General features: G+C 70.0%; 21 protein-coding genes and 1 tRNA gene. 16 read left to right on the forward strand and 6 right to left on the reverse strand.

What is annotated here, in order from left to right:
• Nucleotides 1-349 precede the first annotated feature (349 nt).
• Nucleotides 350-628: a DUF6233 domain-containing protein gene (locus AB0I73_RS19390; protein ID WP_363038896.1), complete on the reverse strand. Its 279-nt coding sequence runs from the start codon at nt 626-628 to the stop codon at nt 350-352.
• A 515-nt stretch (nt 629-1143) separates the two neighbouring features.
• On the opposite strand from AB0I73_RS19390, the gene AB0I73_RS19395 reads away from it, so the two are divergent.
• Complete coding sequence (locus tag AB0I73_RS19395) at nt 1144-1833, forward strand: hypothetical protein (protein ID WP_363038898.1); 690 nt, start codon at nt 1144-1146, stop codon at nt 1831-1833.
• 39 nt (nt 1834-1872) lie between these two features.
• Entirely contained in the window at nt 1873-2982 is a 1110-nt protein-coding gene (locus tag AB0I73_RS19400; RefSeq protein WP_363038900.1) for an XRE family transcriptional regulator, read from the forward strand.
• A 503-nt stretch (nt 2983-3485) separates the two neighbouring features.
• Here the strand turns inward: AB0I73_RS19400 and AB0I73_RS19405 are convergent.
• Both AB0I73_RS19405 and AB0I73_RS19410 read right to left on the reverse strand, forming a co-directional pair.
• Entirely contained in the window at nt 3486-4148 is a 663-nt protein-coding gene (locus AB0I73_RS19405; protein ID WP_363038902.1) for a YdcF family protein, read from the reverse strand.
• The gene (locus AB0I73_RS19410) at nt 4145-4939 is read right to left on the reverse strand and encodes a GntR family transcriptional regulator (RefSeq protein ID WP_363038903.1); all 795 of its coding nucleotides are present in this window, start codon (nt 4937-4939) and stop codon (nt 4145-4147) included. Before AB0I73_RS19410 ends, AB0I73_RS19405 begins: the two co-directional genes overlap by 4 nt.
• A gap of 445 nt (nt 4940-5384) precedes the next feature.
• Between AB0I73_RS19410 and AB0I73_RS19415 the strand changes: the two genes are divergently transcribed.
• The 8 genes from AB0I73_RS19415 to AB0I73_RS19450 all read left to right on the forward strand — a co-directional run bounded on the left by AB0I73_RS19415 (nt 5385) and on the right by AB0I73_RS19450 (nt 10797).
• Nucleotides 5385-5654: a DUF6284 family protein gene (locus tag AB0I73_RS19415; protein WP_363038905.1), complete on the forward strand. Its 270-nt coding sequence runs from the start codon at nt 5385-5387 to the stop codon at nt 5652-5654.
• Nucleotides 5651-6115 carry a Pycsar system effector family protein gene (locus AB0I73_RS19420; RefSeq protein WP_363038907.1) on the forward strand — a complete coding sequence of 155 codons (465 nt, stop codon included), beginning with the start codon at nt 5651-5653 and terminating at the stop codon, nt 6113-6115. Before AB0I73_RS19415 ends, AB0I73_RS19420 begins: the two co-directional genes overlap by 4 nt.
• Nucleotides 6103-6384 carry a DUF6303 family protein gene (locus AB0I73_RS19425; protein WP_363038909.1) on the forward strand — a complete coding sequence of 94 codons (282 nt, stop codon included), beginning with the start codon at nt 6103-6105 and terminating at the stop codon, nt 6382-6384. Before AB0I73_RS19420 ends, AB0I73_RS19425 begins: the two co-directional genes overlap by 13 nt.
• Nucleotides 6381-7241 carry a protein spdB gene (locus AB0I73_RS19430; RefSeq protein ID WP_363038911.1) on the forward strand — a complete coding sequence of 287 codons (861 nt, stop codon included), beginning with the start codon at nt 6381-6383 and terminating at the stop codon, nt 7239-7241. The genes AB0I73_RS19425 and AB0I73_RS19430 overlap by 4 nt, the downstream gene beginning before the upstream one ends.
• Nucleotides 7241-7588 carry an RRQRL motif-containing zinc-binding protein gene (locus AB0I73_RS19435; protein ID WP_363038913.1) on the forward strand — a complete coding sequence of 116 codons (348 nt, stop codon included), beginning with the start codon at nt 7241-7243 and terminating at the stop codon, nt 7586-7588. The genes AB0I73_RS19430 and AB0I73_RS19435 overlap by 1 nt, the downstream gene beginning before the upstream one ends.
• A gap of 2 nt (nt 7589-7590) precedes the next feature.
• Nucleotides 7591-7908, forward strand: coding sequence for a hypothetical protein (locus AB0I73_RS19440; RefSeq protein WP_363038915.1), 318 nt, complete (start codon nt 7591-7593; stop codon nt 7906-7908).
• Nucleotides 7909-8010: 102 nt separating this feature from the next.
• Nucleotides 8011-10128 carry an ATP-binding protein gene (locus tag AB0I73_RS19445; protein ID WP_363038917.1) on the forward strand — a complete coding sequence of 706 codons (2118 nt, stop codon included), beginning with the start codon at nt 8011-8013 and terminating at the stop codon, nt 10126-10128.
• Nucleotides 10129-10332: 204 nt separating this feature from the next.
• Entirely contained in the window at nt 10333-10797 is a 465-nt protein-coding gene (locus tag AB0I73_RS19450) for a hypothetical protein (RefSeq protein ID WP_363038919.1), read from the forward strand.
• Here AB0I73_RS19450 and AB0I73_RS19455 read toward each other — a convergent pair.
• Nucleotides 10794-11111, reverse strand: coding sequence for a hypothetical protein (locus AB0I73_RS19455; RefSeq protein WP_363038921.1), 318 nt, complete (start codon nt 11109-11111; stop codon nt 10794-10796). The two genes, AB0I73_RS19450 and AB0I73_RS19455, sit on opposite strands and share 4 nt — an antisense overlap.
• 203 nt (nt 11112-11314) lie before the next feature.
• Between AB0I73_RS19455 and AB0I73_RS19460 the strand changes: the two genes are divergently transcribed.
• From AB0I73_RS19460 to AB0I73_RS19475, 4 genes are all read left to right on the forward strand, one after another.
• A complete protein-coding gene (locus AB0I73_RS19460; RefSeq protein ID WP_363038923.1) occupies nt 11315-12202 on the forward strand; it encodes a bifunctional DNA primase/polymerase in 888 nt (295 codons plus the stop codon).
• A 2-nt stretch (nt 12203-12204) separates the two neighbouring features.
• Entirely contained in the window at nt 12205-13686 is a 1482-nt protein-coding gene (locus tag AB0I73_RS19465) for an ATP-binding protein (RefSeq protein ID WP_363039035.1), read from the forward strand.
• A 456-nt stretch (nt 13687-14142) separates the two neighbouring features.
• Nucleotides 14143-14328 carry a helix-turn-helix domain-containing protein gene (locus AB0I73_RS19470; protein ID WP_202275192.1) on the forward strand — a complete coding sequence of 62 codons (186 nt, stop codon included), beginning with the start codon at nt 14143-14145 and terminating at the stop codon, nt 14326-14328.
• Nucleotides 14329-14389: 61 nt separating this feature from the next.
• Entirely contained in the window at nt 14390-15766 is a 1377-nt protein-coding gene (locus tag AB0I73_RS19475; protein WP_363038925.1) for a site-specific integrase, read from the forward strand.
• Nucleotides 15767-15901: 135 nt separating this feature from the next.
• Here AB0I73_RS19475 and AB0I73_RS19480 read toward each other — a convergent pair.
• Nucleotides 15902-15988: transfer RNA gene (locus AB0I73_RS19480), tRNA-Ser, on the reverse strand.
• A gap of 64 nt (nt 15989-16052) precedes the next feature.
• Nucleotides 16053-17597, reverse strand: coding sequence for a trypsin-like peptidase domain-containing protein (locus AB0I73_RS19485; protein ID WP_363038927.1), 1545 nt, complete (start codon nt 17595-17597; stop codon nt 16053-16055).
• 318 nt (nt 17598-17915) lie between these two features.
• Here AB0I73_RS19485 and AB0I73_RS19490 point away from each other — a divergent pair, with 318 nt between their 5' ends.
• Both AB0I73_RS19490 and AB0I73_RS19495 read left to right on the forward strand, forming a co-directional pair.
• The gene (locus tag AB0I73_RS19490; RefSeq protein WP_363038929.1) at nt 17916-18743 is read left to right on the forward strand and encodes a glycerophosphodiester phosphodiesterase; all 828 of its coding nucleotides are present in this window, start codon (nt 17916-17918) and stop codon (nt 18741-18743) included.
• 204 nt (nt 18744-18947) lie between these two features.
• Nucleotides 18948-19586, forward strand: a complete 639-nt coding sequence (locus tag AB0I73_RS19495; protein WP_363038931.1) for an ATP-binding protein — start codon at nt 18948-18950, stop codon at nt 19584-19586.
• The last annotated feature ends 29 nt before the right edge of the window (nt 19587-19615 follow it).

Raw genomic sequence — 19615 nt, forward strand, 5'->3', positions numbered from 1 at the left:
TCTCCTCATTCCTCAGTCGGTGCACATCGTCCCACCGGTGTTCCTCAGCCCCCGACACCCCACGCACACCACAACGGCCCCGCGGGCGGGTACGGCGCCCCCTCCATCCCGGTGCCGGCCGATCCCCCGCCGGAGGCACTGTTCCGAGTTCGGCTGTGTCGTCTCAGTCCAGCCCCGGCCTGGTCTTCGCCCCCTTGTGGGCGCGGGCAGGCGACGGCGCGCGGCCCCGGTGACGAAGGCAAGGAGGGGCGGCGCGGCATCTATGAAGTAGAGAAAGCCTTATCCCGCTGGGGTGGTCCGACAGGAGTAGTCCGCTTCCCCACAGACGGTGTCGCGCGCCCGGAGGGAGTCAGTCGGGGTACCCGAGCCCCATGTCCGGGCGACAGTGAGGGCACGCTCGGACCTGTTGGCGCAGCGCGTCGAGCCCCTGGTGCCAGCTGACGGAACCACAGTTCGACCAATCCGTGAGGGCGCGGCAGCCTGCCGCGCCCTCACGGTCGCTCCCGGTCGTTGGCCATTGCTGCTGGCCACCCTCGGATAGTCCAGAGCACAGCCAGCCCACTTCCAGCGGGCCCCCCTCAACACCGCTCACCTGCGGCTTCTCCACCACTGGAGGCCGCTGGGGCACACCTGAGGGAAAGCCCCCGAGAACACCGCTTTGGAGGTTCGATCCGAGGCCGCCTCGGCTGCGGCCGGCGACTGGTGTGACGGCCGGACAGAGTCGCTGGTGTACGCCCCCGTCCGGCGTCGCGGATGTCAGAATTTTTCTGATCCGTAGCTCTAGCCAGATCGGCCAGCGATGGCCATTCCAGGCGCTACCAGGCCCCCAGAGGGTCGCTACCGGAGGCGGGCGATCGTTGGGATTGCGGTACCTGGCTGCTGTACCGCGAGATCTGGCGGTGGCTATGGAACGGCAGCCCTACGCGTACCGGTCGGCTGTGTTCGCGGTGCATGTCGGCATGCCTGGTGAAGGCCTCACTGACTGATCGGTCCGTCGCACCCCCAGACGCCTCGGCTGCCCGCCAGCGCGCTCAGGCGGTCAACTCGGCATGCCACACGGCCTCCTGTGTCAGTGTCAGACGGTACGCTTGATGAAATCCTCCCTCATTTGAGGGCGGATACCTATAAGGGCTTGGGGGTTCCATGATCGACAACTTCCTCTCGACGCCGATCGAGGATTCGGGTGGGTACGAGAGCCAGCTCAGCGACCTTGGCCTGCGCTGGGAGTACCTCGAGCAGACGCTGCGGATGAGCGAACAGGCGCGGCGTGCCAGCAAGACAAAGGACGACGCCAAGAACGCCCCCGGCTCCCAGGACTACTTCACTCGCGTCCGGGAGCTTCGGTACACCCTCCGCACGGAGCTGCAGTGGGAACCGTACGACCCGCTTCAGGCACCGCTCATCGTCAACCCTGACAAGACGGTAGGAATCGGGGTGCTGCTCGGAGACGCTCGGACCGGCCTGCCCGGTCGCCCCCATCCGCGGAGCAAGCGGCCGGCAGGTGTGACGAAGGAGCGCGCTGTGGCCCGCAACCAGGACCTGCAGCTGCCGTTTGAAGAGCCTGAGTTCGCCAGCCCGGCCATGGGGCAGGAGGAGCTGGACGAGTACTCGCAGATGGAAACGTGGTACCTGTTGACCTCTCGTCACGAGGCCAGGAGAACGGGAGTTGTCACTGTACGCAGCGAGCTGTCCCTTCCGGACCATGTGGGCAAGGGAGGGAAGATTGACCGCTACCAACGACGCATCCTCCTACCCGACATCGAGTTCGAAAAGGTGAACCACTACGCTGTCGAGACCACCGGCGACCACCAGGTTTCCGTGGAAGAGCGGTAGAACAGCAAAGTCCAAAAGTGCCCAAGATGACGAGGAGCCATGGTTACATCCTCGCGCATCACCACTGCCCGAAAGCGACGCGGTCTTACTCTCGCCGACCTTTCAAAGCGCGTCGAGGTGAGTGTGCAGAGCCTCTCAAACTACGAGCGAGGCCGTACCGAGCCCACGCCTGAGACTCTCGCGAAACTTGCTGCCGCCCTCGACTTCCCTGCGTCGTTCTTCTTCCAACCTGATTTGGAGCCTATCCCGCTGGAGGCGGTGTCCTTCCGTGCCCGCAGCAAGCTGGCAGCGGGCCCCCGCGACGCAGCCTTGTGGGCTAGCAGACTTGCGGTGGAGCTACACGGCTGGATCGAGGAGCGGTTCCGTTTGCCAGCCAGCGACATCCCAACACTGGGGAGGCCGGATCCAGAGACCGCAGCGGAGATGGTTCGTGCTCGATGGGGGCTTGGCACAGCACCGATCAGCAACATGGTGCACCTTCTGGAATCCCATGGCGTGAGGGTTTTTTCACTTCCTCCTGAATACGCTGATGTCGATGCTTTTGCGATGTGGCGCGATGGGACACCGTTTGTTTTCTTGAACACCTTGAAAACCCCTGAGCGTGGGAGGTTCGACGCGGCTCATGAGTTGGGGCACCTTGTCCTGCACGGGGAGGACCGGTCTCTAGCAGGCCCGCAGGCTGAACAGGAAGCGAACGCTTTCGCCAGTGCGTTCCTCATGCCGCGCCGCAGCGTCGTGGAGCACATGCCGAAGACTCCGTTGGTCCAGCAGATCCTGAGAGGCAAGGGCATCTGGAAGGTTGCGGCCCTCGCTCTTACCTATCGACTGCACGACCTCGACATGTTGTCGGACTGGCACTATCGCCGTACCTGCATCGAGCTAGGTAAGTTGGGCTATCGCAGAGGCGAACCGTCCGGCATGGCAGGTCGTGAGAACTCTCAATTGCTCGACAAAGTATTCACTGCCTTGCGATCTAAAGGCGTGACACTCCACGATGTGGCCCGAGACCTGCATGTCTCACCAGAAGAGCTAAGCAGTTGGGTCTTCGGCTTGATCGTCACAGCGCGGAAGGGGAGCCACGGTACCGCTCCTGCACGTTCAGAGCCGACAAGCCGCGAGGTTCGCCCGCGTCTCTCTTTGGTTCAGTAGTTCAACTTCGCTGCTTGGTCGAGTGCAGATCCATGACGTACTCACCACCGATACGCCTACCCCAGCTCCCATCCCGTTTGCCGTCGACCCACACACCGTGGAGCAGGCACGGTGCCTGGCGTCCCGGTGGAGCGCGCCACCGTACGAACGACCTTGACGCCCTGGGCCGCGCCCGCTCGGCTCTGCCTGGGTCGACGGGAGACGGGATGGGAGCTCCCCGCCCGAGCCACACTCGGCCGGCACTCGCCTGCGGCGCCCCCACCATCTCGGAGCCTGAGCGCCCCCGCCGGAGGCACGTCCTTTCCGCAGCCCCAACTGTGCGGCACTCGCCCCTCCTGGCCCTGCTCCTCCCGTGGGCGCGCGTCGGCGTAGCGTGCGCGGAGCGGGCCGAAGGCAGGAGCGCAGCCGGGCTTGATGACGTAGAGAAAGTTGTACCGCGCTGGGGGCACGACAGTTCCCAAGACCAGCCGGTTCCCCGCGCCGAAACTTCGCTTGACCTGCACCTACCGCTCTGCGGTGTCCGGCACGAGTCGACTTGTGAAGCCGGCGTCGCGCAGGCGCTCATACGCTGTGGCCACGTCATCGGGGATGCGCTGTTCGATCATGAAGCCCTGCTGCGGGTAGATCATGAGCCGCTGCTGCGCGCCGGCCAACATGTCGACCACTAGGCGCGCGTCCCCGATGGAGTCGACGTACTCAGTCAGGGTCATGGGCGTGGACGCGCTGAGCCACTCGACTTCGGGCCACAGCTTGCGCGCGGTCGCATAGGCCCGTCGTTCCTCGTATGGCTTGCTGATCAGCAGGACGGAGGACACGGCGGCCCGGTGTTCTTCGAGCAGTGCGCGGGAGAAGCTGATGTTCTCCCCCGTATTCCGGGCCCGCGGCTCAACGAGGATCGCATCGGCCGGCACCCCCAACTCCATCGCTCGCTCGCGGTAGTGCTCGGCCTCTCCGCGCGGCATGCGCTCGCGTGTGGTGCGGCTGGTCGCCCCGGTGAAGACGATCAGCGGCATCATGCCCCGGTGGTAGAGATCGGCGGTTGTGTCCGCGACTCCGAGGTCATGACTGCCGAGTCCGATCGCGACGGAGCATGGGCGCAGCTCGTGCCCCATCTGCTGGAAGTCCCAGAGCCGTTGAGTGTCGGCCCATGCCTGTGCTGAGATCACTTGCTCTCGCCCTCCGCTTTCGCTGAGTCGGGGACCTTGAAGTCGTACGTCCAGGCGAAGCGTGTCGCCGCGTGGACGCCGATCGCGAATTCCACCACGGTGCCGTCGGCCGTACAGGTCGTCCGGTGCAGCTCTACCACCCATTCGCCCGGTGCGAGCTGGAGGAGCTGGGCTTCGTCCGCCGTGGGGATGCGCGCGAACAGCGTCTCCTGCATGTGGTCGATCTCGTATCCGGCGTCGTACAGGACACGGAAGCCACCGCCCCGGCCGGCGGGCCCCGGCGTCGGGTCGACGATCCGCGTCCCTTCCACGTGCTCGGGGCGGTAGTAGCTGGTCAGCGTGTGCGTCGGCTGTGAACCCTCCTTGACCACGCGCGCACGTGCGTAGACCTCCGCGCCTTCCGGCAGACCGTGCGCCTGAGCGACGGCGGCCGGCGCCGGCATACGGCTGATGGTCTGGGTTTGTTCGTTCCGCTTGTACGTGCGCCCGGACGCCACGCGGTCCGCGATGAACGCCACTTCATCGCCGTCCCGCCACTTGGCCTTGTCGTATCGCGCGATGCCGAGCCGTTTGAGCGGGGTCCGCTCACGGACGACCGTGCCGTGTCCGCGCGACGACGTGACCAGCCCTTCGGCTTCCAATGCCTTGTAGGCCGCGTGGACCGTGGATTTCGAGCCTTCGCCCGCCTCCACTAGGTCCCTGATCTGCGGCAACTGGGTACCGGGCGCGTACTCGCCGTTCCGGATCTGTGCGGCCAGTCGGTCCGCAAGATCTCGCCACTTGGGCGCCATGCAGCACTCCTCTCGACATCGACCAGTGAAACACAGTCCCAGGACTGTTGACAGTCCCAGGACTGTGCGTCATGGTCTTATCGAACGACCCGCAGTCCTAGGACAGTGAGTCCGGGGCGTCCCTATTGGGCTGCTCCCATGCCGCCCGGAGGGCTCCGTGAAACGGGCTCGAAGGAAGCGCAAGCACCTTGAGAACTTCACACAGGGAACTGCCGGTAACCCGTGGTCCGCCTGCCCGAAGGGGTCGGAAACAAGGCGGAGAAGACCGGCGTGCCCCGTACGGCAACCCGACCGGTTCGAGTCCGGTCCGGGGCACTTCGGCCGCTGCTCAGTGGCCGCACCGCGTGTGACACGCGGTTTTCCCCATCAACGGCGCGCACCCCTCGGAGGGGCAACTCCGGGGGGTGCTGTTCGGGCCGTTCCACCTGAGAGGACACACGACCCAATGAGTCACATCGTCACTGTTCAGGACGCTGTTACCGCGTTCGCCGACTTCATGGAGCCGACGGCCGCGGAGCTGGACGCGATCGAGCGGGAGATGCCCGTCATCCTGGCGGACGTCGAGCTGCTGGACGCGCACATCGTCACCCTGGACCGCACGCCGACCGAGCTGGACGCCCGCCGCATCCGCCGGGCCCGCCGCCGGGCGCTGGCCGCGCGGGTCGCGCTGGTCAACCGCACCGCCGGCGCGAGCCTGCCCGGGGGTGCCGCATGAGCGCCACCGAGAAGAACCTGTCCGCCGCGCACGCCGAGGTGAGGGCGGAGATCGCCCGGACGGACGCGAAGACGGCGCTGCTGCTGGCGTTCGTCGGCGCGGTCCTCGCCGGATCGTGGACGGTCGCCCGCGACCTGCCGCTGAACCTGCCCGCCTGCCTCACCGGCGGTGCCGGTCTGGTGCTGCTGATCGGTGCGGCCGGGCTGCTGCTGCGGTCGGTCCGCCCGAACCTGGGCCACCGCCGCGAGCGCTTCGGCTTCCCGCTGTGGGCCACCCTCACCCCCGAGGAGATCAGTACGGCCGTGGGCGGGGACCGGGCCGCCGACATCGCCGGCCTGTCCCGCCTCGCGGTGGCCAAGTTCACCTGCCTGCGCCGCGCGGTCGACCTCACCCAGGCCGGCGGCGCCCTGCTCCTCCTGGCCGCCCTGCTCACCCTCGGGGGTGTCGCATGGGGACGCTGACCGCGCAGCTGGCGAGCGACGGCGGGCCATGGCGCCTGTACGTCGTCCTGTACGGCGAGACCGAGTGGCCCACCGTCCGGTGGGAGCACTCCGGGCCGGTGCCCACCGGGGCGGAGCGCCGGCGCGCGCTGGCCGGACTCGGCTACGAGGTGGCGCCGGGTGCGGCGTGGTCCTGGACGGAGGACAGCCGGGACCCCGACGACGACTCCACCCCGGTCCTGCTGATCGCCGCCGTCACGGTGCGCGGCCGGGACGGGGGCACCGCATGAGCGCCAGGACCGTCCTGCCGGCCGTCGCGATGACGGCCGTATCCATGGTGCTCACCCTCGCCGTGGTGGTGATGTGGCTGGGCACGGCGATGCCGTGGCCGGTCGCCCTGGTCGTCGGCCTCGGCATCGACGGCGGATGGCTGGCCGCCCTCGCCTACGAACGACGGCTCGCCGCGCAGGGCGACCACAACCGCACGGTGACCGCCGTCGGCTGGTCCTTCGGCCTGCTCGCCACCGCCGTGCTGGTCGCGCACGCGCTGACCGCCGAGCACTCCGCCGGGGCGTGGCTGGCCGTGGCCTGGCTGCCGATCGCGGCCAAGGCCCTGTGGCTGGTGCACGGCCTGTGGGAGCGCACCGCGCTCACCCCGGTCGCCCTGGACGCGATCCGCGGGATTCAGCAGGAGGCCCGCGACGAGGCGGCCGTGGCCCGCGCCCGACTGCGGGCGGAAGCCGCGACCGAGGAGACCCGGCTGACCGCCGTGACGCAGGCCGGGGCCCGCGTCGCCCACGTCCAGGCACGGACCGCGCAGACGCTGTCGTCCGCGTGGTCGACGCTGGAGACGGCCCGCGCCGGCGAGGACACCGGCAGGGCGCTGACCAGCGTGACGGCCCGCGTCACACCCGACGTCACGCCCCGCTGGGATCTGCCCGTGTGGGGCCCGAGCGAGCCGACCGGAACGCCCGCTCTGGAAGCCGCACCCGCCCTCACCGATGGCGCGCTGGACGTACTGGTTGACGAGATCCGTCACAGCCAGACCCCGCCCCTGTCATACCGCGAGATGGCGGCCCGCTTCCGCGCGGCCGGCCACTCCGCCTCCGAGGTCCGGCTACGGGCCGCCTGGAAGCGCGTTGCCTGATGGGCGCGCTGCCGATCTACCGGTGGCGCCTGGCCCCGGACGGCTACGCCACCCGCCGCCAACTCCGCGCGCAGGGCCTGCGCCCGGGTGGTCAGGACGTGGCCGCGCAGCTCGAGCGGCCACGCCGCCGCCGTCCGCCGCTGGTCGCCTACCTCTACCGGGTCGACCTGGCCAAGCCGGTCCGGCCGATGACCCCGGGCCGGTGGGCGGCGCTGGCCAAGGCCAGCGCCGCCCGCCGCCTCTGCCCCGCCTGCCGGACCGATGCGGGCTACGTCATCCCCGCCTCGCTCGGCATGTGCGTGACCTGCGCCTATCCCGACCCCGCCGATCCTCCGAGGAGCGTCTGACCATGCGCAACGCCGACATCCGCCGCCTGGACCGCGAGATCCAGGCGACCACGAAGAAGCTCGAAGCGGTCCGCCGGGGTGAGTGGTGGCCGCTGAACGGCAGTGAGCGCCGGGCGATGGCCCGCGCCCTGGCCGCCGGTGGCTACAAGGTGGCCCGGGGCCGCAGCGCGGGCCGTGAGGAGCAGCGCATGGATGCCACCGGCAACTCCGCCGAGATCCGGCTGAACGCGGAGCTGACCGCGCTGCACGGCGAGCGGCAGCGGCTGCTCACCGAGGCCGCCCGCGACAAGGCCAAGCGGAAGTCGTCCGGCTGGTTCTGACCAGCCATCACGCCGGGGTGGCCGCTCTTTCCACGGACCCGGCCACCCCGGCTCTCTCCCTTACTCCCGCCCCCGCTGGGGGCAGTCAGGAGCACTTCCAGCATGTCGGAGAACGTCGTCCACCTCCACAAGCCCACCGACCCCCCGACCCCGGACACCGCCCCCACCGTCCTCACGGTCGTACCGGACCCGGCCCCGGCGGCGACCGTGCCGCTGTGGGTCCGCTCCGGACGCGCGGTGAAGACGGCCGTCACGCACGAGACGACCCGGGCGACCGTCCGCGCCGTGGCGCGGCACGGCCTGTACACCCTCAACGGCGGCCGGATCGTGGCCCGCCGCACCTGGGACGGCCGCACCGGGGCCCGGTACGAGCGGATGATCCGGGCGGCGGAAGCCGCGGGGAACCTGGAAGCGGCCGAGGAGTGGGAGGAGCGGCTGCAGCGCTTCCGCGCCGCCCGCCACCACCGCCGCATGGACCTGCTCCACTCCCCCATCGACGCGGCCAAGGGGGTGGCCGTCGGCGCCGGCATGAGCGTCGGCGTGCTGGTCGCCCTCGGCGTCGTCATGGCCCTCAACACCGGCCAGGCCGGAGACGTCATCACCCCGCTGTCGGCGACCGTCGACTTCATCGCGCTGCTGATCCGGATCGTGCAGGTCGTCTGGGGTCCGGCGCTCACCATCGGCCCGTTCCTGGCCCTGCTCGCCCTGTGGTCGGTCGGCCGCAAGCAGCACGCCGCCCCCGCCTGGGCCCTGCCGGCGAATGTCCGGTCGGGTGAGGGGGAGCCGATCACGCCGTCCATCGTGGTCAAGGCCCTGCGTGACCTCGGGGTGCCCGCGCTGGCCCGGGCCATCAAGGAGATGGGCGACGCCGGCGCGAGCATGCTCGGCCCCATCCGCATCGCCGGATGCGGCGTCGAGGTCGACGTCACCCTGCCCTCCGGGGTGTCGACCAACGAGGTGCAGAACAAGCGCCGCAAGCTCGCCGAGAACCTGACCCGGCACGAGCACGAGGTGTTCATCACCCTCCCGACCGCCGCGCGGACGGTGCGGCTGTGGGTCGCGGACTCGGGGGCGCTGGACGAGCCGATCGGCCCGTCCCCGCTGGCCGTCGACGAGTCGCTGACCGCCGACTACGCCAAGGGCCGCGCCCCGTGGGGCCAGGACCTGCGCGGCGATGCCGCCGCGCTGAGCCTGTACCAGCGCCACCTGCTGATCACGGGCCTGTCCAACCAGGGCAAGACGGCCGCGCTGCGCGCGCTCGCCCTGTGGCTCGCCCTCGACCGATCCGTGGAGTTCCGCATCGCGGACCTCAAGGGCGCCGGCGACTGGGCCATGTATGACGGGCTCGCCACCGTGCTGATCCAGGGGCCGACCGATGACCACGTGATCGAGGCGACCGAGATGCTCGAAGGCGGCGTGACGGAGATGGAGCGCCGTCTGACCGCGCCGCCCGGCACGCCGTTTCCGCCGCTGATCCTGCTGGTCGACGAGGCCCAGGTGGCGTTCATGTGCCCGCTGCTCGACGCCGACAAGCGGCCCTACGGCGGCTCCAAGGCCACCTCCCGGTACTTCATGGCGGCCCGGAAGATTCACAACCAGGGCCGGGCGGTCAACGTGCTGCTCTGGCAGGGCACCCAGGACCCCACCGACCAGAACCTGCCCAAGCTGGTCCGCGAGGGCGCCCACACCCGCGCCTCCCTCGCCCTGGGCACCGAGTCGCAGGCCCGGATGGCGCTGGGGGACAAGGCCGTCGACGGCGGGGCCGCGCCGAACCTGCTGCGCCCGGGACTGGACAAGGGCACGGTGGTGGTCGCCTCGGACGGGATCGCCATCCCGGCCGGCCAGGCGTCGATCACGGTGCGCACGCACTACATCGACACCGACACCGCGACCGAGATCGCCGAGCGCGCGAAGCGGCTGCGCGACGGGGTGACCACGCTGCACGTGATCGAGCGGGGCGCGGAACACGATCCGCTCGCCGACATCGCCGCCGTCCTTGGCACCGCCTCCCGGGTGTTGACCGCCGACGTGCTCAAGCGGCTGTCCGCGCTCAACGAGGACGCCTACGGGCGGTGGACGCCCGGCGACCTCAAGCGCGTGCTGGAGGACGCCGGCGCCGAGCCGTACAAGTCCGACGGCCGCATGGTCGTCGGCCGCGACCGCGTCGCCCGCGCCCTCGCCCACCGCGACGGAGAGGGTTCCGCTTCCGCCTCTGAGTGACAGGGAGGCGCACCACGACGGGTCAGGGAGGCAGGGAGAACTCCCTGACCGCCTCCCTGACCCGCCTCCCTGCCCCTGACCTGCACGAATGATCCATCAGGGAGGCAGGGAGGCACGCAGGTCAGACCCCCGAAACACCCCTCCACACGGCACCCCGAAGGGGGTGTCCCTGCCTCCCTGGCCAACTACCGGAAGGGATTCCGCATGTCCCCCGACCACACCCACCGCGTGCCCATACAGCGAGCCGTGGAAGTCCACCACCCGACCCCGCTCCCGCCCGCCGTCCCCGTGTCGGCGCCGGTCGTGCCGGTGCAGCCGGGCACCGTTCCGGCGGTGGCGAGCATCCTCCTGCCCGACGGCCGCGTGGTGACCGGCTACGCCATCGACCACCCGCAGCCCGCCCCGGTCGCGGCCAAGCCGGCCGTCTCCCGCACGGCGGTGAACGTCGCCCTCGGGGGCATCGGGTTCCTCGCGGTGTGCGGCGGGCTGCTGCTGCTCACCTCGTTCATCGCCGCGCTCACCGCGTTCATCAGCCAGCTCATCATCCTGGCCGCCGTCATCTTCGGCGGCTGGATCGCCGTCCAGATCTTCAGCCCGAGCGGCCACAAGGGCGGCACCACCGTGCACATCCGCCGGGCCGTGTTCAAGCGAAACCACTTCCACGGCTAGGGCATGCCGCCGCCCTGCCGCTTACGACCCGCGCGCTGGCTCGCCAGCACCAGGATGACGCCGGCCAGCAGAAGCGCGATGCCGGACAGCGTCACCCACGCTCGGACGCCGGGATTGTCGATCGCCAGCCGGCCGAAGACCACCAGCCAGCAGTAGGCGAAGCCAATCACCAACTGACCCCAGCCGAAGAGGCGAACGCGTCGAACCCGAGGCCGGTACCTGGGGAGCACCCAGCCACGGGTAACCGCCGCTACGCCCGAGGCGGAGACGAGCAACGCCGCCAGGCCATAAAAAACGGCGAAATAGAGATCCATGGCCCCTCCCTGCGCGCCGGGACCCACGCCGGACGCCGCCGTGATCATGACACCCACCGGACGCCTAGTCCACGCGCTTCCGTGCCCGCGACACTCCTGATCGGCCGGACAGTCCCAGCTACGCCAAGGGCGGCCCCCTCTCGCCAAAGACCGGGCCGCCCTTGCCAACCAGTCCGCTACAGACCTGTTGGAGGTCTCCCAGCATGACCCAACCCACCACCATCCGGCGAGTGCCCGGCCCCCGGCCGCGGCTGCCCGAACCCCTGCGAACCGCGCTGACGCTGGCCGCGACCGGCGTACCGGTGCTGCCCCTGCGGCGGGGCAAGGTGCCGTTCGGCAACTGCCACCAGTGCGCGCACAACGCGTGCGGCGGCCGACCGAACATGAAGAGCGCGGGTCCCTGCCGGTGCCCCGGCGTCTGCCACGCCTGGGCCGCCGCCAGCACCGACCCGCACGTCCTCACCTCCCCGGCCTGGACGGCCGCATGGCGCCGCGCCGTCACCGTCGCCTACCACCCCGGCGGCGCCGGGCTGACCGTGGTCGACCTGGACAACGCGGCGGCCGTGGCCTGGGCCCGCGCGATCCTGCCCGCCACGCGGACCGTGGAGACGACGCGCGGCGAGCACTGGATCTACCGGGGCACCATGGCGTCGCACAACGCGGTGCGTGACGGCGTCGACATCAAGTCGGCCATGTCCTACGCCCGCTATCTCGGGCCCGGCACCGGCACCCTGACCGCCCTGCCGGACGCCGTGCGCGCGCTGGCCGTGAAGAAGCCTTCCACGGTCCGGCCGACGCCGCAGGCCGTCGCCGTACCCGCACGGTCCGAGAACGGGGAGTGCCCGCACCGGATGCCCGCCTACCTGGAGCGGGGCATCGCCATGGCCGAGCAGCGCATCACCGAGGCGTCCAGCGCGGTGCACGCGACCGTGTACCGGACGTTCCTGGCCGTGCTGTCCACGCACGGCCGGTGCGGCTGCCTCACCGATGCCCACGTCACGCGACTGTTCACCGCCGCGCAGAGCAAGGGCGAGAGCGCCCGGCACTGCACGGACGCGTGGACCAACGCCCGCACGAAGCTGGGAATGTGACCGTGTCCGACGACGAGAAGACCCCCGCCCGCGAGGTCATCACCGACTACGCGCAAGCCCACTTCCGCTACTTCCGCACCGCCGACGGGACCGTGTACGCGCAGAGGAACGGCCACCCCGTGGCCCGCCCGATCCGCTCCCAGGGCACGACGGGCAGCCACCGCCAGGAACTCATGGTCGGCCTCTTCCAGGACGGATACGGCGTGTTCAACGGCACCGCGCTCAAGGAGGCATTGGACTTGATCGAAGCCCTCGCGCTGAGCCAAGGCGTGCAGCCCGTGCACATCCGCGTCGCCCCCGGATTCGACGGGGCGACCTGGCTGGACCTCGGCCGCGACGACGGACAGTCGGTCCGCATCCACCCCACCGGCTGGGACATCCTCACCCCCGATCCGCGTGAGGTGTGCTGGAAGCGCACCCAGCTCACCGGCGAACTGCCCATGCCCGTCAAGGACACCGACGGCAAGGGCATCGACCAGTTGATGCGGCTGTGCAACTTCGCCACCGCGGAGACCGAGTGCCTGGCCCTCGCCTGGCTCATCGGCTGCCTGGAGCCGTCCGTGCCAGTGCCCGCGCCGTTCCTCACCGGCCCCCAGGGCGCGGGCAAGTCCACCGGCGGACGGATGTTGGTGCGGATCATCGAGGGTATGAGCGGCGACCTGCGCCGCGCGCCGAAGGACGAGGAGAACCTGATCGCGGCCGTGGCCGCGGGCTGGGTCACCGCCCTGGACAACCTCTCGCACCTGGCTCCGGACCTGTCCGATGCGATGTGCTGCATCGTCACCGGAGCCGAGACCGTCAAGCGCGCCCTGTTCACCGACGGCGACGTGGTCCGCGCTCGCTACCGTCGGCCCCTGCTCCTCACCGGGATCGACGTCGGCGTCATCCGCCCCGACCTCGCCGAACGCCTCCTTCCCCTCCGACTGGAGCGGCCCCGCGTGCGACGCACCGAGGCCGAGCTGTGGGCGGACTTCGAAGAAGCCCTCCCGGTCATCCTCGGCTCGCTCTTGGACCTCACCGTGCAGGTGCGCGCGGCTGACGCGGACATCCCGACGGACCTGCGCATGGCGGACTTCGCCCACCTGTGCGCGCAGCTCGACGCGGCCACCGGTATCGGCTCGCTCGCCGCCTACCGGGCCAGCCTCGACGACCTCAACGACGACGTCATCGAAGGCGACCTCCTGGCGCAGACCGTCCTCAAGCACGCCTCCGGTCTGGAAGCGGGGACAGAGCAGCGGATGACCTCCACCGAGTGGCTGCAATGCCTCACCGGCCTCTACAGCGGCGAGGACTGCCGCTCGCTCCCCAAGGGTTGGCCGACCACCGGCAAGGTCCTCTCCGACCGCCTGAAGCGCCTACAGCCCACCCTGGCCGCCCGGGGCGTCCTCATCGACTGGGGCCGCACCAAATCCGCCCGCTACATCGAAATGACCCGCTCCTCCTCCACTCCCCCGGCACCCCACGAGCAGCAACCGGCGTTCTGACCTCCACGCCGGCCATTCCGCGCTGGCACAAGCAAGAGGAGCACCTCACCCCGGCGTGCTCCTCTTGCTGTTCAGCGGCGGCAGCCGCTCCGTACGGACGCGCCGCGAAGCGGCTCCCCTTTTCCACACCCCACACCGCAGCACACCAAAGAACCACCTCTCTCTTTTCCGAAGAGAGAGAACCTGCGTCACCTACGTCACCCCACGCGGAGACAGCTTCCTGACCTGCCTCGACAGCGGTGACGCAGGACGGCGGGCATGCGTCATCCCGCGTCACCCGCGTCATCGGGTGACACAGGTACGCGTCACCCGATGACGCCGCCCACAGCTACGCGTCATCCCGAACACACAGGTCAGGAAAGCGCATGACGCGCGTGACGCGGTGACGCAGAAATCCCCGCCTCGGACAGAAGCACCCGCAGACCCGAGTAGAGCTCGGTCCATGAGGAGTCATTGATGGCAAGCCACAAGATGCTGAAGCTCTCCGAAGTCCTCGCCGAACTCGGCATGAGCCGCGCCGCCTTCTACCGCATGCGCGCACGGGGAACGGCTCCGAAGCTCATCAAGCTGCCCAACGGTCAGCTCCGTTGCCGTCGCAGCGACCTGGACTCGTGGTGGGCCGCGCACGAGATGTGCGCCTGAACCACAACGCCCCGAGGGGACCCCGCCGCCCGGCGGGGTCCCCTCTTCGTCAAGGAGAAAAATGCACAGCTACGACGTGCGCGTCTGGAACATCCGTAAGCGTCCGAGCAAGGCCGCGCCGTTCCAACTGCGTTGGCAGGTGGACGGCAAGGAGTACCAGGAGAAGTTCGCCACCAAGACGCTCGCCGACGCACGCCGCGCGGAGCTGCTCACCGCGACACGCAAGGGCGAGCCGTTCGACACCGAAAGCGGGCTCCCCGTCTCCGAGGTGCGCGAGCGCAACCGGACGAACTGGTACGCCCATGCTCGTGCACACGTCGCCCGGAAATGGCCCACCGCGGCGGCCAAGCACCGAGCGAGCATCGCGGAGAGCCTGGCCATCGCCACGATGGCGTTGTGCCCCACCGGGAAGGGCCGGCCCTCGGACGACGTCCTGCGTCGCGCGCTCTACCAGTGGGGGTTCAACGCGGGACGCCACGACCAGGAACCGCCGGCGGAAGAGGCCAAGGCCCTGGCATGGGTGGAGCGCAACGCCCCGGCCGTGGTCGACCTGGACAACGCCGCACGGATGCGCACGGTGCTGGAGCACTTGGCCAAGCGGCAGGACGGCAAGCCCGCTGCCGCCAACACGTTCCGGCGCCGCCGCGCGGTGCTGAGCAACTGCCTCCGCCTGGCCGTCGAACACGAGCTGCTGCCCGGCAACCCTCTGCACCGCGTCCACTGGGAGACGCCCAAGGCAGTGGAGGAGCTGGACGCGCGCAGCGTCGCCACCCCGGCGCAGGCACGGGCCCTGCTAGACGCCGTCCGCGCGCAGGGGCCCCGCGGGGAGCACCTGGTCGCGTTCTTCGCGTGCATCTACTACGCGGCCCTGCGACCCGAGGAGGTGTCCATGCTCAGCGCGGACCAGTGCGAACTCCCGTCGAAGGGCTGGGGGCGGCTCGTGCTCGCCGGCGCCCGGCCGCAGGTGGGATCGGCCTGGACGGACGACGGCAAACCGTACGAGGAACGACAGCTCAAGCACCGGGCGCACCGCGCGGTCCGTCCGGTCCCCATCCCGCCCGTCCTGGTCGGCATCCTGCGGGATCACCTCGAGGCGCTCGGGGACACCGTCGACGGCCGGCTGTTCAGCGCCGTGCGCGGCGGCCCGGTCCGCTCGCAGGAGTACGGCGCGGTGTGGAAGGAGGCCCGCCGGAAGGCGCTCACCCCGGCCCAGGTCGCCTCTCCGCTGGCCGCCATCCCCTACGACCTCCGGCACGCGTGCGTGTCGTTCTGGCTCCGCTCCGGGGTGAGCCTCGCCGAAACGGCCCGCCGCGCGGGACAGAGCGTCGCCGTCCTCCAGCGCTACTACGCCAAGGTGCTGGACGGCGAGGAGGACAGGATGAACGCCCTGATCGAGCAGGGTCTCGCCGAGCACGAGGGCGGAGCCGAGAAGGCGTGATTCCTGGCCGCAGGTTGGCCGCACGCGCTGGTCAGAGACGGGATACCGGCGATTCAGGGTGAGACAAGGTGCACGCAGAGAGGGTGCCCCGATCAACGGGGCACCCTCTCTGACCTGCGACATCTATGACCTCTGCGGAGGCGGTGGGATTTGAACCCACGGTGACATCGCTGCCACGACGGTTTTCAAGACCGTTCCCTTAGGCCGCTCGGGCACACCTCCCCGCGCCAACCGGGTGATCGGCGGCGCGGGACAAGGGTAACGGGTCGGTGCGGGAGGGGTGGCGTCAGCTGTCGCCGATGCGGGAACCCAGGGTGAGTTCCGTGGTCTGCTGCTTGCCGCCGCGTTCGTAGGTGAGCGTGACCTTGTCGCCCGGCTTGTGGGTCCAGATCTCACCGATCAGGGTCGGGCCGGAGTCGATGACGCGGTCGTCGAGCTTGGTGATGACGTCACCGGGACGCAGGCCTGCCTGGTCGGCGGGGCCGCCGGGGTCGACCGCCTCGGAGCCGCCGGCACCCTGATCGGTGATCTTCGCGCCGCCCGCTCCCTCCTCCAGGGAGACCGAGGCGCCGATCTTGGCGTACACCGGCTTGCCCGTCTTGATCAGTTCCTGGGCGACGTACTTGGCCTGGTTGATCGGGATGGCGAAGCCCAGGCCGATGGAGCCGGCCTGTCCGGTGCCGAAGCCGCCGTTGCTGGTCGACTGGATCGCGGAGTTGATGCCGATGACGTTGCCCTGCGCGTCCAGCAGCGGTCCGCCGGAGTTGCCCGGGTTGATCGAGGCGTCGGTCTGCAAGGCGCTCATGTACGAGGCCTGGCTGCCGGTGCCGTCGCTGGAGGCCACCGGACGGTTCTTCGCGCTGATGATTCCGGTCGTCACCGTGTTGGACAGGCCGAAGGGCGCGCCGATGGCGATCGTCGAGTCGCCGACGGCGACCTGGTCGGAGTTGCCCAGCGTGAGGGGTTTCAGGTTCGAGGGGGCGTTCTTCAGCTTGATGACCGCGACGTCGTAGCCCTGGGCGTGGCCGACCACCTCGGCGTCGTACTTCTTGCCGTCCGGGAAGGTCGCCGCGACCTTGCCGCCCTCGACGGCCTCCGCCACCACGTGGTTGTTGGTGACGATGTGGCCCTGTTTGTCGAACACGAACCCCGTGCCGGTGCCGCCCTCGCCGCTGCTGCCCTGGGCTTCGATGGTGACCGTGCTGGGCAGCGCCTTGGCGGCCACTGCGGCGACCGTGCCCGGGTCGCGCTTGACGTTGCCGCCGCTGGTGGACGAGGAGACCGTCGTCGAGCCGTTGCCGTCGTCGTTGTTCTTGGCCAGCGTGTATCCGAGGCCGCCGCCCAGGCCACCCGCGACCAGCGCGGCCGCCAGGACCGCGGCGGCCAGTCGACCGCGCTTGCCGCCGCCGTTCTTCGGGGCGGGCTGCTGGTACGAGCCCCAGCCGCCCGCGCCGTGACCGGCACCGCCGTCGTACGACGGGATGCCCGGAGCCGGGGGCGGGGGCCAGGAGGGGTCGGGAGCGGAAGAGGGGTCCGCCGGGGCTCCCGAAGGGGCTCCGGACGGAGGGCCTGCGGGGGCCTGTTCCTGGGCGCCGTACCCTCCGTATCCGGCGTGATCGCCGTATCCGTGGTGTTCCGGTGTGCCGTGGCCCGGTGCCGCCCCCGGAGCGGTCGGGGGGACCGGGGGCACGGGGGTCGTCGGACCGCCCCCCTCCGGGGCCGGGCGCTCCTGATGCGCCGGAGCTGCGGGAGCGTCCACCGGCGTGGGCGGTACGGACGGGGCCGGGGGTACCGATGCGCCCTCGTTTGTGCCCTCGTTCTCGGTGCTCACAGCTCTCTCTCCTCGATCCACGGCTGTCGTATCGGTCACACTCGGTCTCGCCCGTTCACGCTCATTCACACTCGTTCACGCATGTCGACGAGTTCGGCGCGCTTCAGCTGTGCGTGTCTCTTTGTATGACGCCAGCTTTTCCTATGAGCCGTCAGGGCACCATAAGCCGTTCCTGTGGGTGCGAGACCATTCTCCATATAGGGCATTACTCACTAAGGGTGCACCATCGCGATGCCTCCGATCAGACGACCGCAGCGTCCACACCACCGACGCCTGGACGACCGCACACATGCCCCCGTTCGGTGGCACCATGACGCGGTGACCCCTGCACGTCAGCGCCCGACCCAAGTCGTCGCCCACCGCGGAGCCTCCGAGGACGCTCCCGAGCACACCCTGGCCGCGTACCGCAAGGCGATCGCGGACGGTGCGGACGCGCTCGAATGCGATGTACGCCTGACCGCCGACGGCCATCTGGTCTGCGTCCACGACCGTCGCGTCAACCGTACGTCCAACGGCCGCGGTGCGGTTTCGGCACTGGAGCTCTCCGCTCTGTCCGCCCTGGACTTCGGCTCCTGGAAGACCCGCCACCCGCTCGGGGGACGCGTGGAGGAGCCCGACTGGGTGCACCGGCCGGAGGACAGGGAGGCGACCTCCGTCCTCACCCTGGAAAGGCTGCTCGAGCTCGTCGTCGACGCCGACCGCCGGGTGGAGCTGGCGATCGAGACCAAGCACCCCACGCGGTGGGCGGGACAGGTGGAGGAGCGGCTGCTGCTCCTGCTGAAGCGGTTCGGTCTGGACGCCCCCGGTGCCGCCGAGGAGTCTCCGGTACGCGTGATGAGCTTCTCCGCGCGGTCGCTGCACCGCGTGCGCGCCGCCTCGCCGACCCTGCCGACGGTCTACCTCCAGCAGTTCGTCTCGCCCCGCCTGCGCGACGGGCGGCTGCCGGAGGGCGTGGACATCGCGGGCCCCTCGATCCGGATCGTGCGCAGCCACCCCGCGCACATCGAGCGACTGCAACAGTCCGGCCACCAGGTGCACGTGTGGACCGTGAACGACCCGGAGGACGTGGACGCCTGTGTCAGCCTCGGAGTGAACGCCATCATCACCAACCGGCCCCGCGCGGTGCTCGACCGGCTCGGCCGCTGACCCGTGCAGACCGCCTGACTCCCGGGACCTGCGGGTCCTGCGGGGTTCGCGTGTCTCGTGCGGCTGGTGTGGCTCATGTGTCCCGTGCAGGGCTCTTGACCGGACACGCCTCCCGCATCCTCACATCTCGGCCACCTCGACGAGATCCAGCCACCTGGTTACAGGGAGTGCTCCGGCGCATTCGGTGCGTGCCCGATCGTTCAAGTGCGTCACCGCACACGGATTGGCCGGTTTCCGGTTCAGGCCCGTGGGGCATTCACACCGTGGCGTGGGGCGAAGGAGGTCTCGGGGGTGGCGTTGGTGGTGGCACAGGAAGTGCCCACGTCGTCGAGCATGGCCGTACCTCATGGCCCTGCGGGCGTGGGGAAGGCGAGGCGCCGTATGCGCCTGCACTTGCGTGACGGCGGAGTGGCGGACACGGTCATCGACGATGCCGTACTGATCCTTTCCGAATTGCTGAGCAATGCGTGCAAACACGGTCGACCCCTGGGCGGCGCCCTGGCCGGGGACGGCGCCGTCCGTGCGGCCTGGCATGTGCACCCCTGCGGCCGTCTGGTCGTGGAGGTGACCGACGGCGGCGGCCCGACCCGCCCGGCGCCGGCCACCCCGTCGGTCACCGCGCACGGCGGCCGGGGGCTGAACATCATCACGGCGCTGGCCGACGACTGGGGCGTACGCGACGAGGTACCCGGCGAGGTCACGGTATGGGTCGTCGTCCACGACGACGTGCACGACCCGGACGCCGGACACCGGCGCGACGACTTCGCCACACGGGTGACGGCCCCCGCGGTGTCCGAGATACCGGGACTGGAGTTCGCGGAAGCCTTCGACACCTTCGACTGACCGCGCAGCCGTGCGGAGATCCCATGGTC

It is taken from the genome of Streptomyces sp. NPDC050388 (assembly GCF_040655635.1).
Classification (GTDB): domain Bacteria; phylum Actinomycetota; class Actinomycetes; order Streptomycetales; family Streptomycetaceae; genus Streptomyces.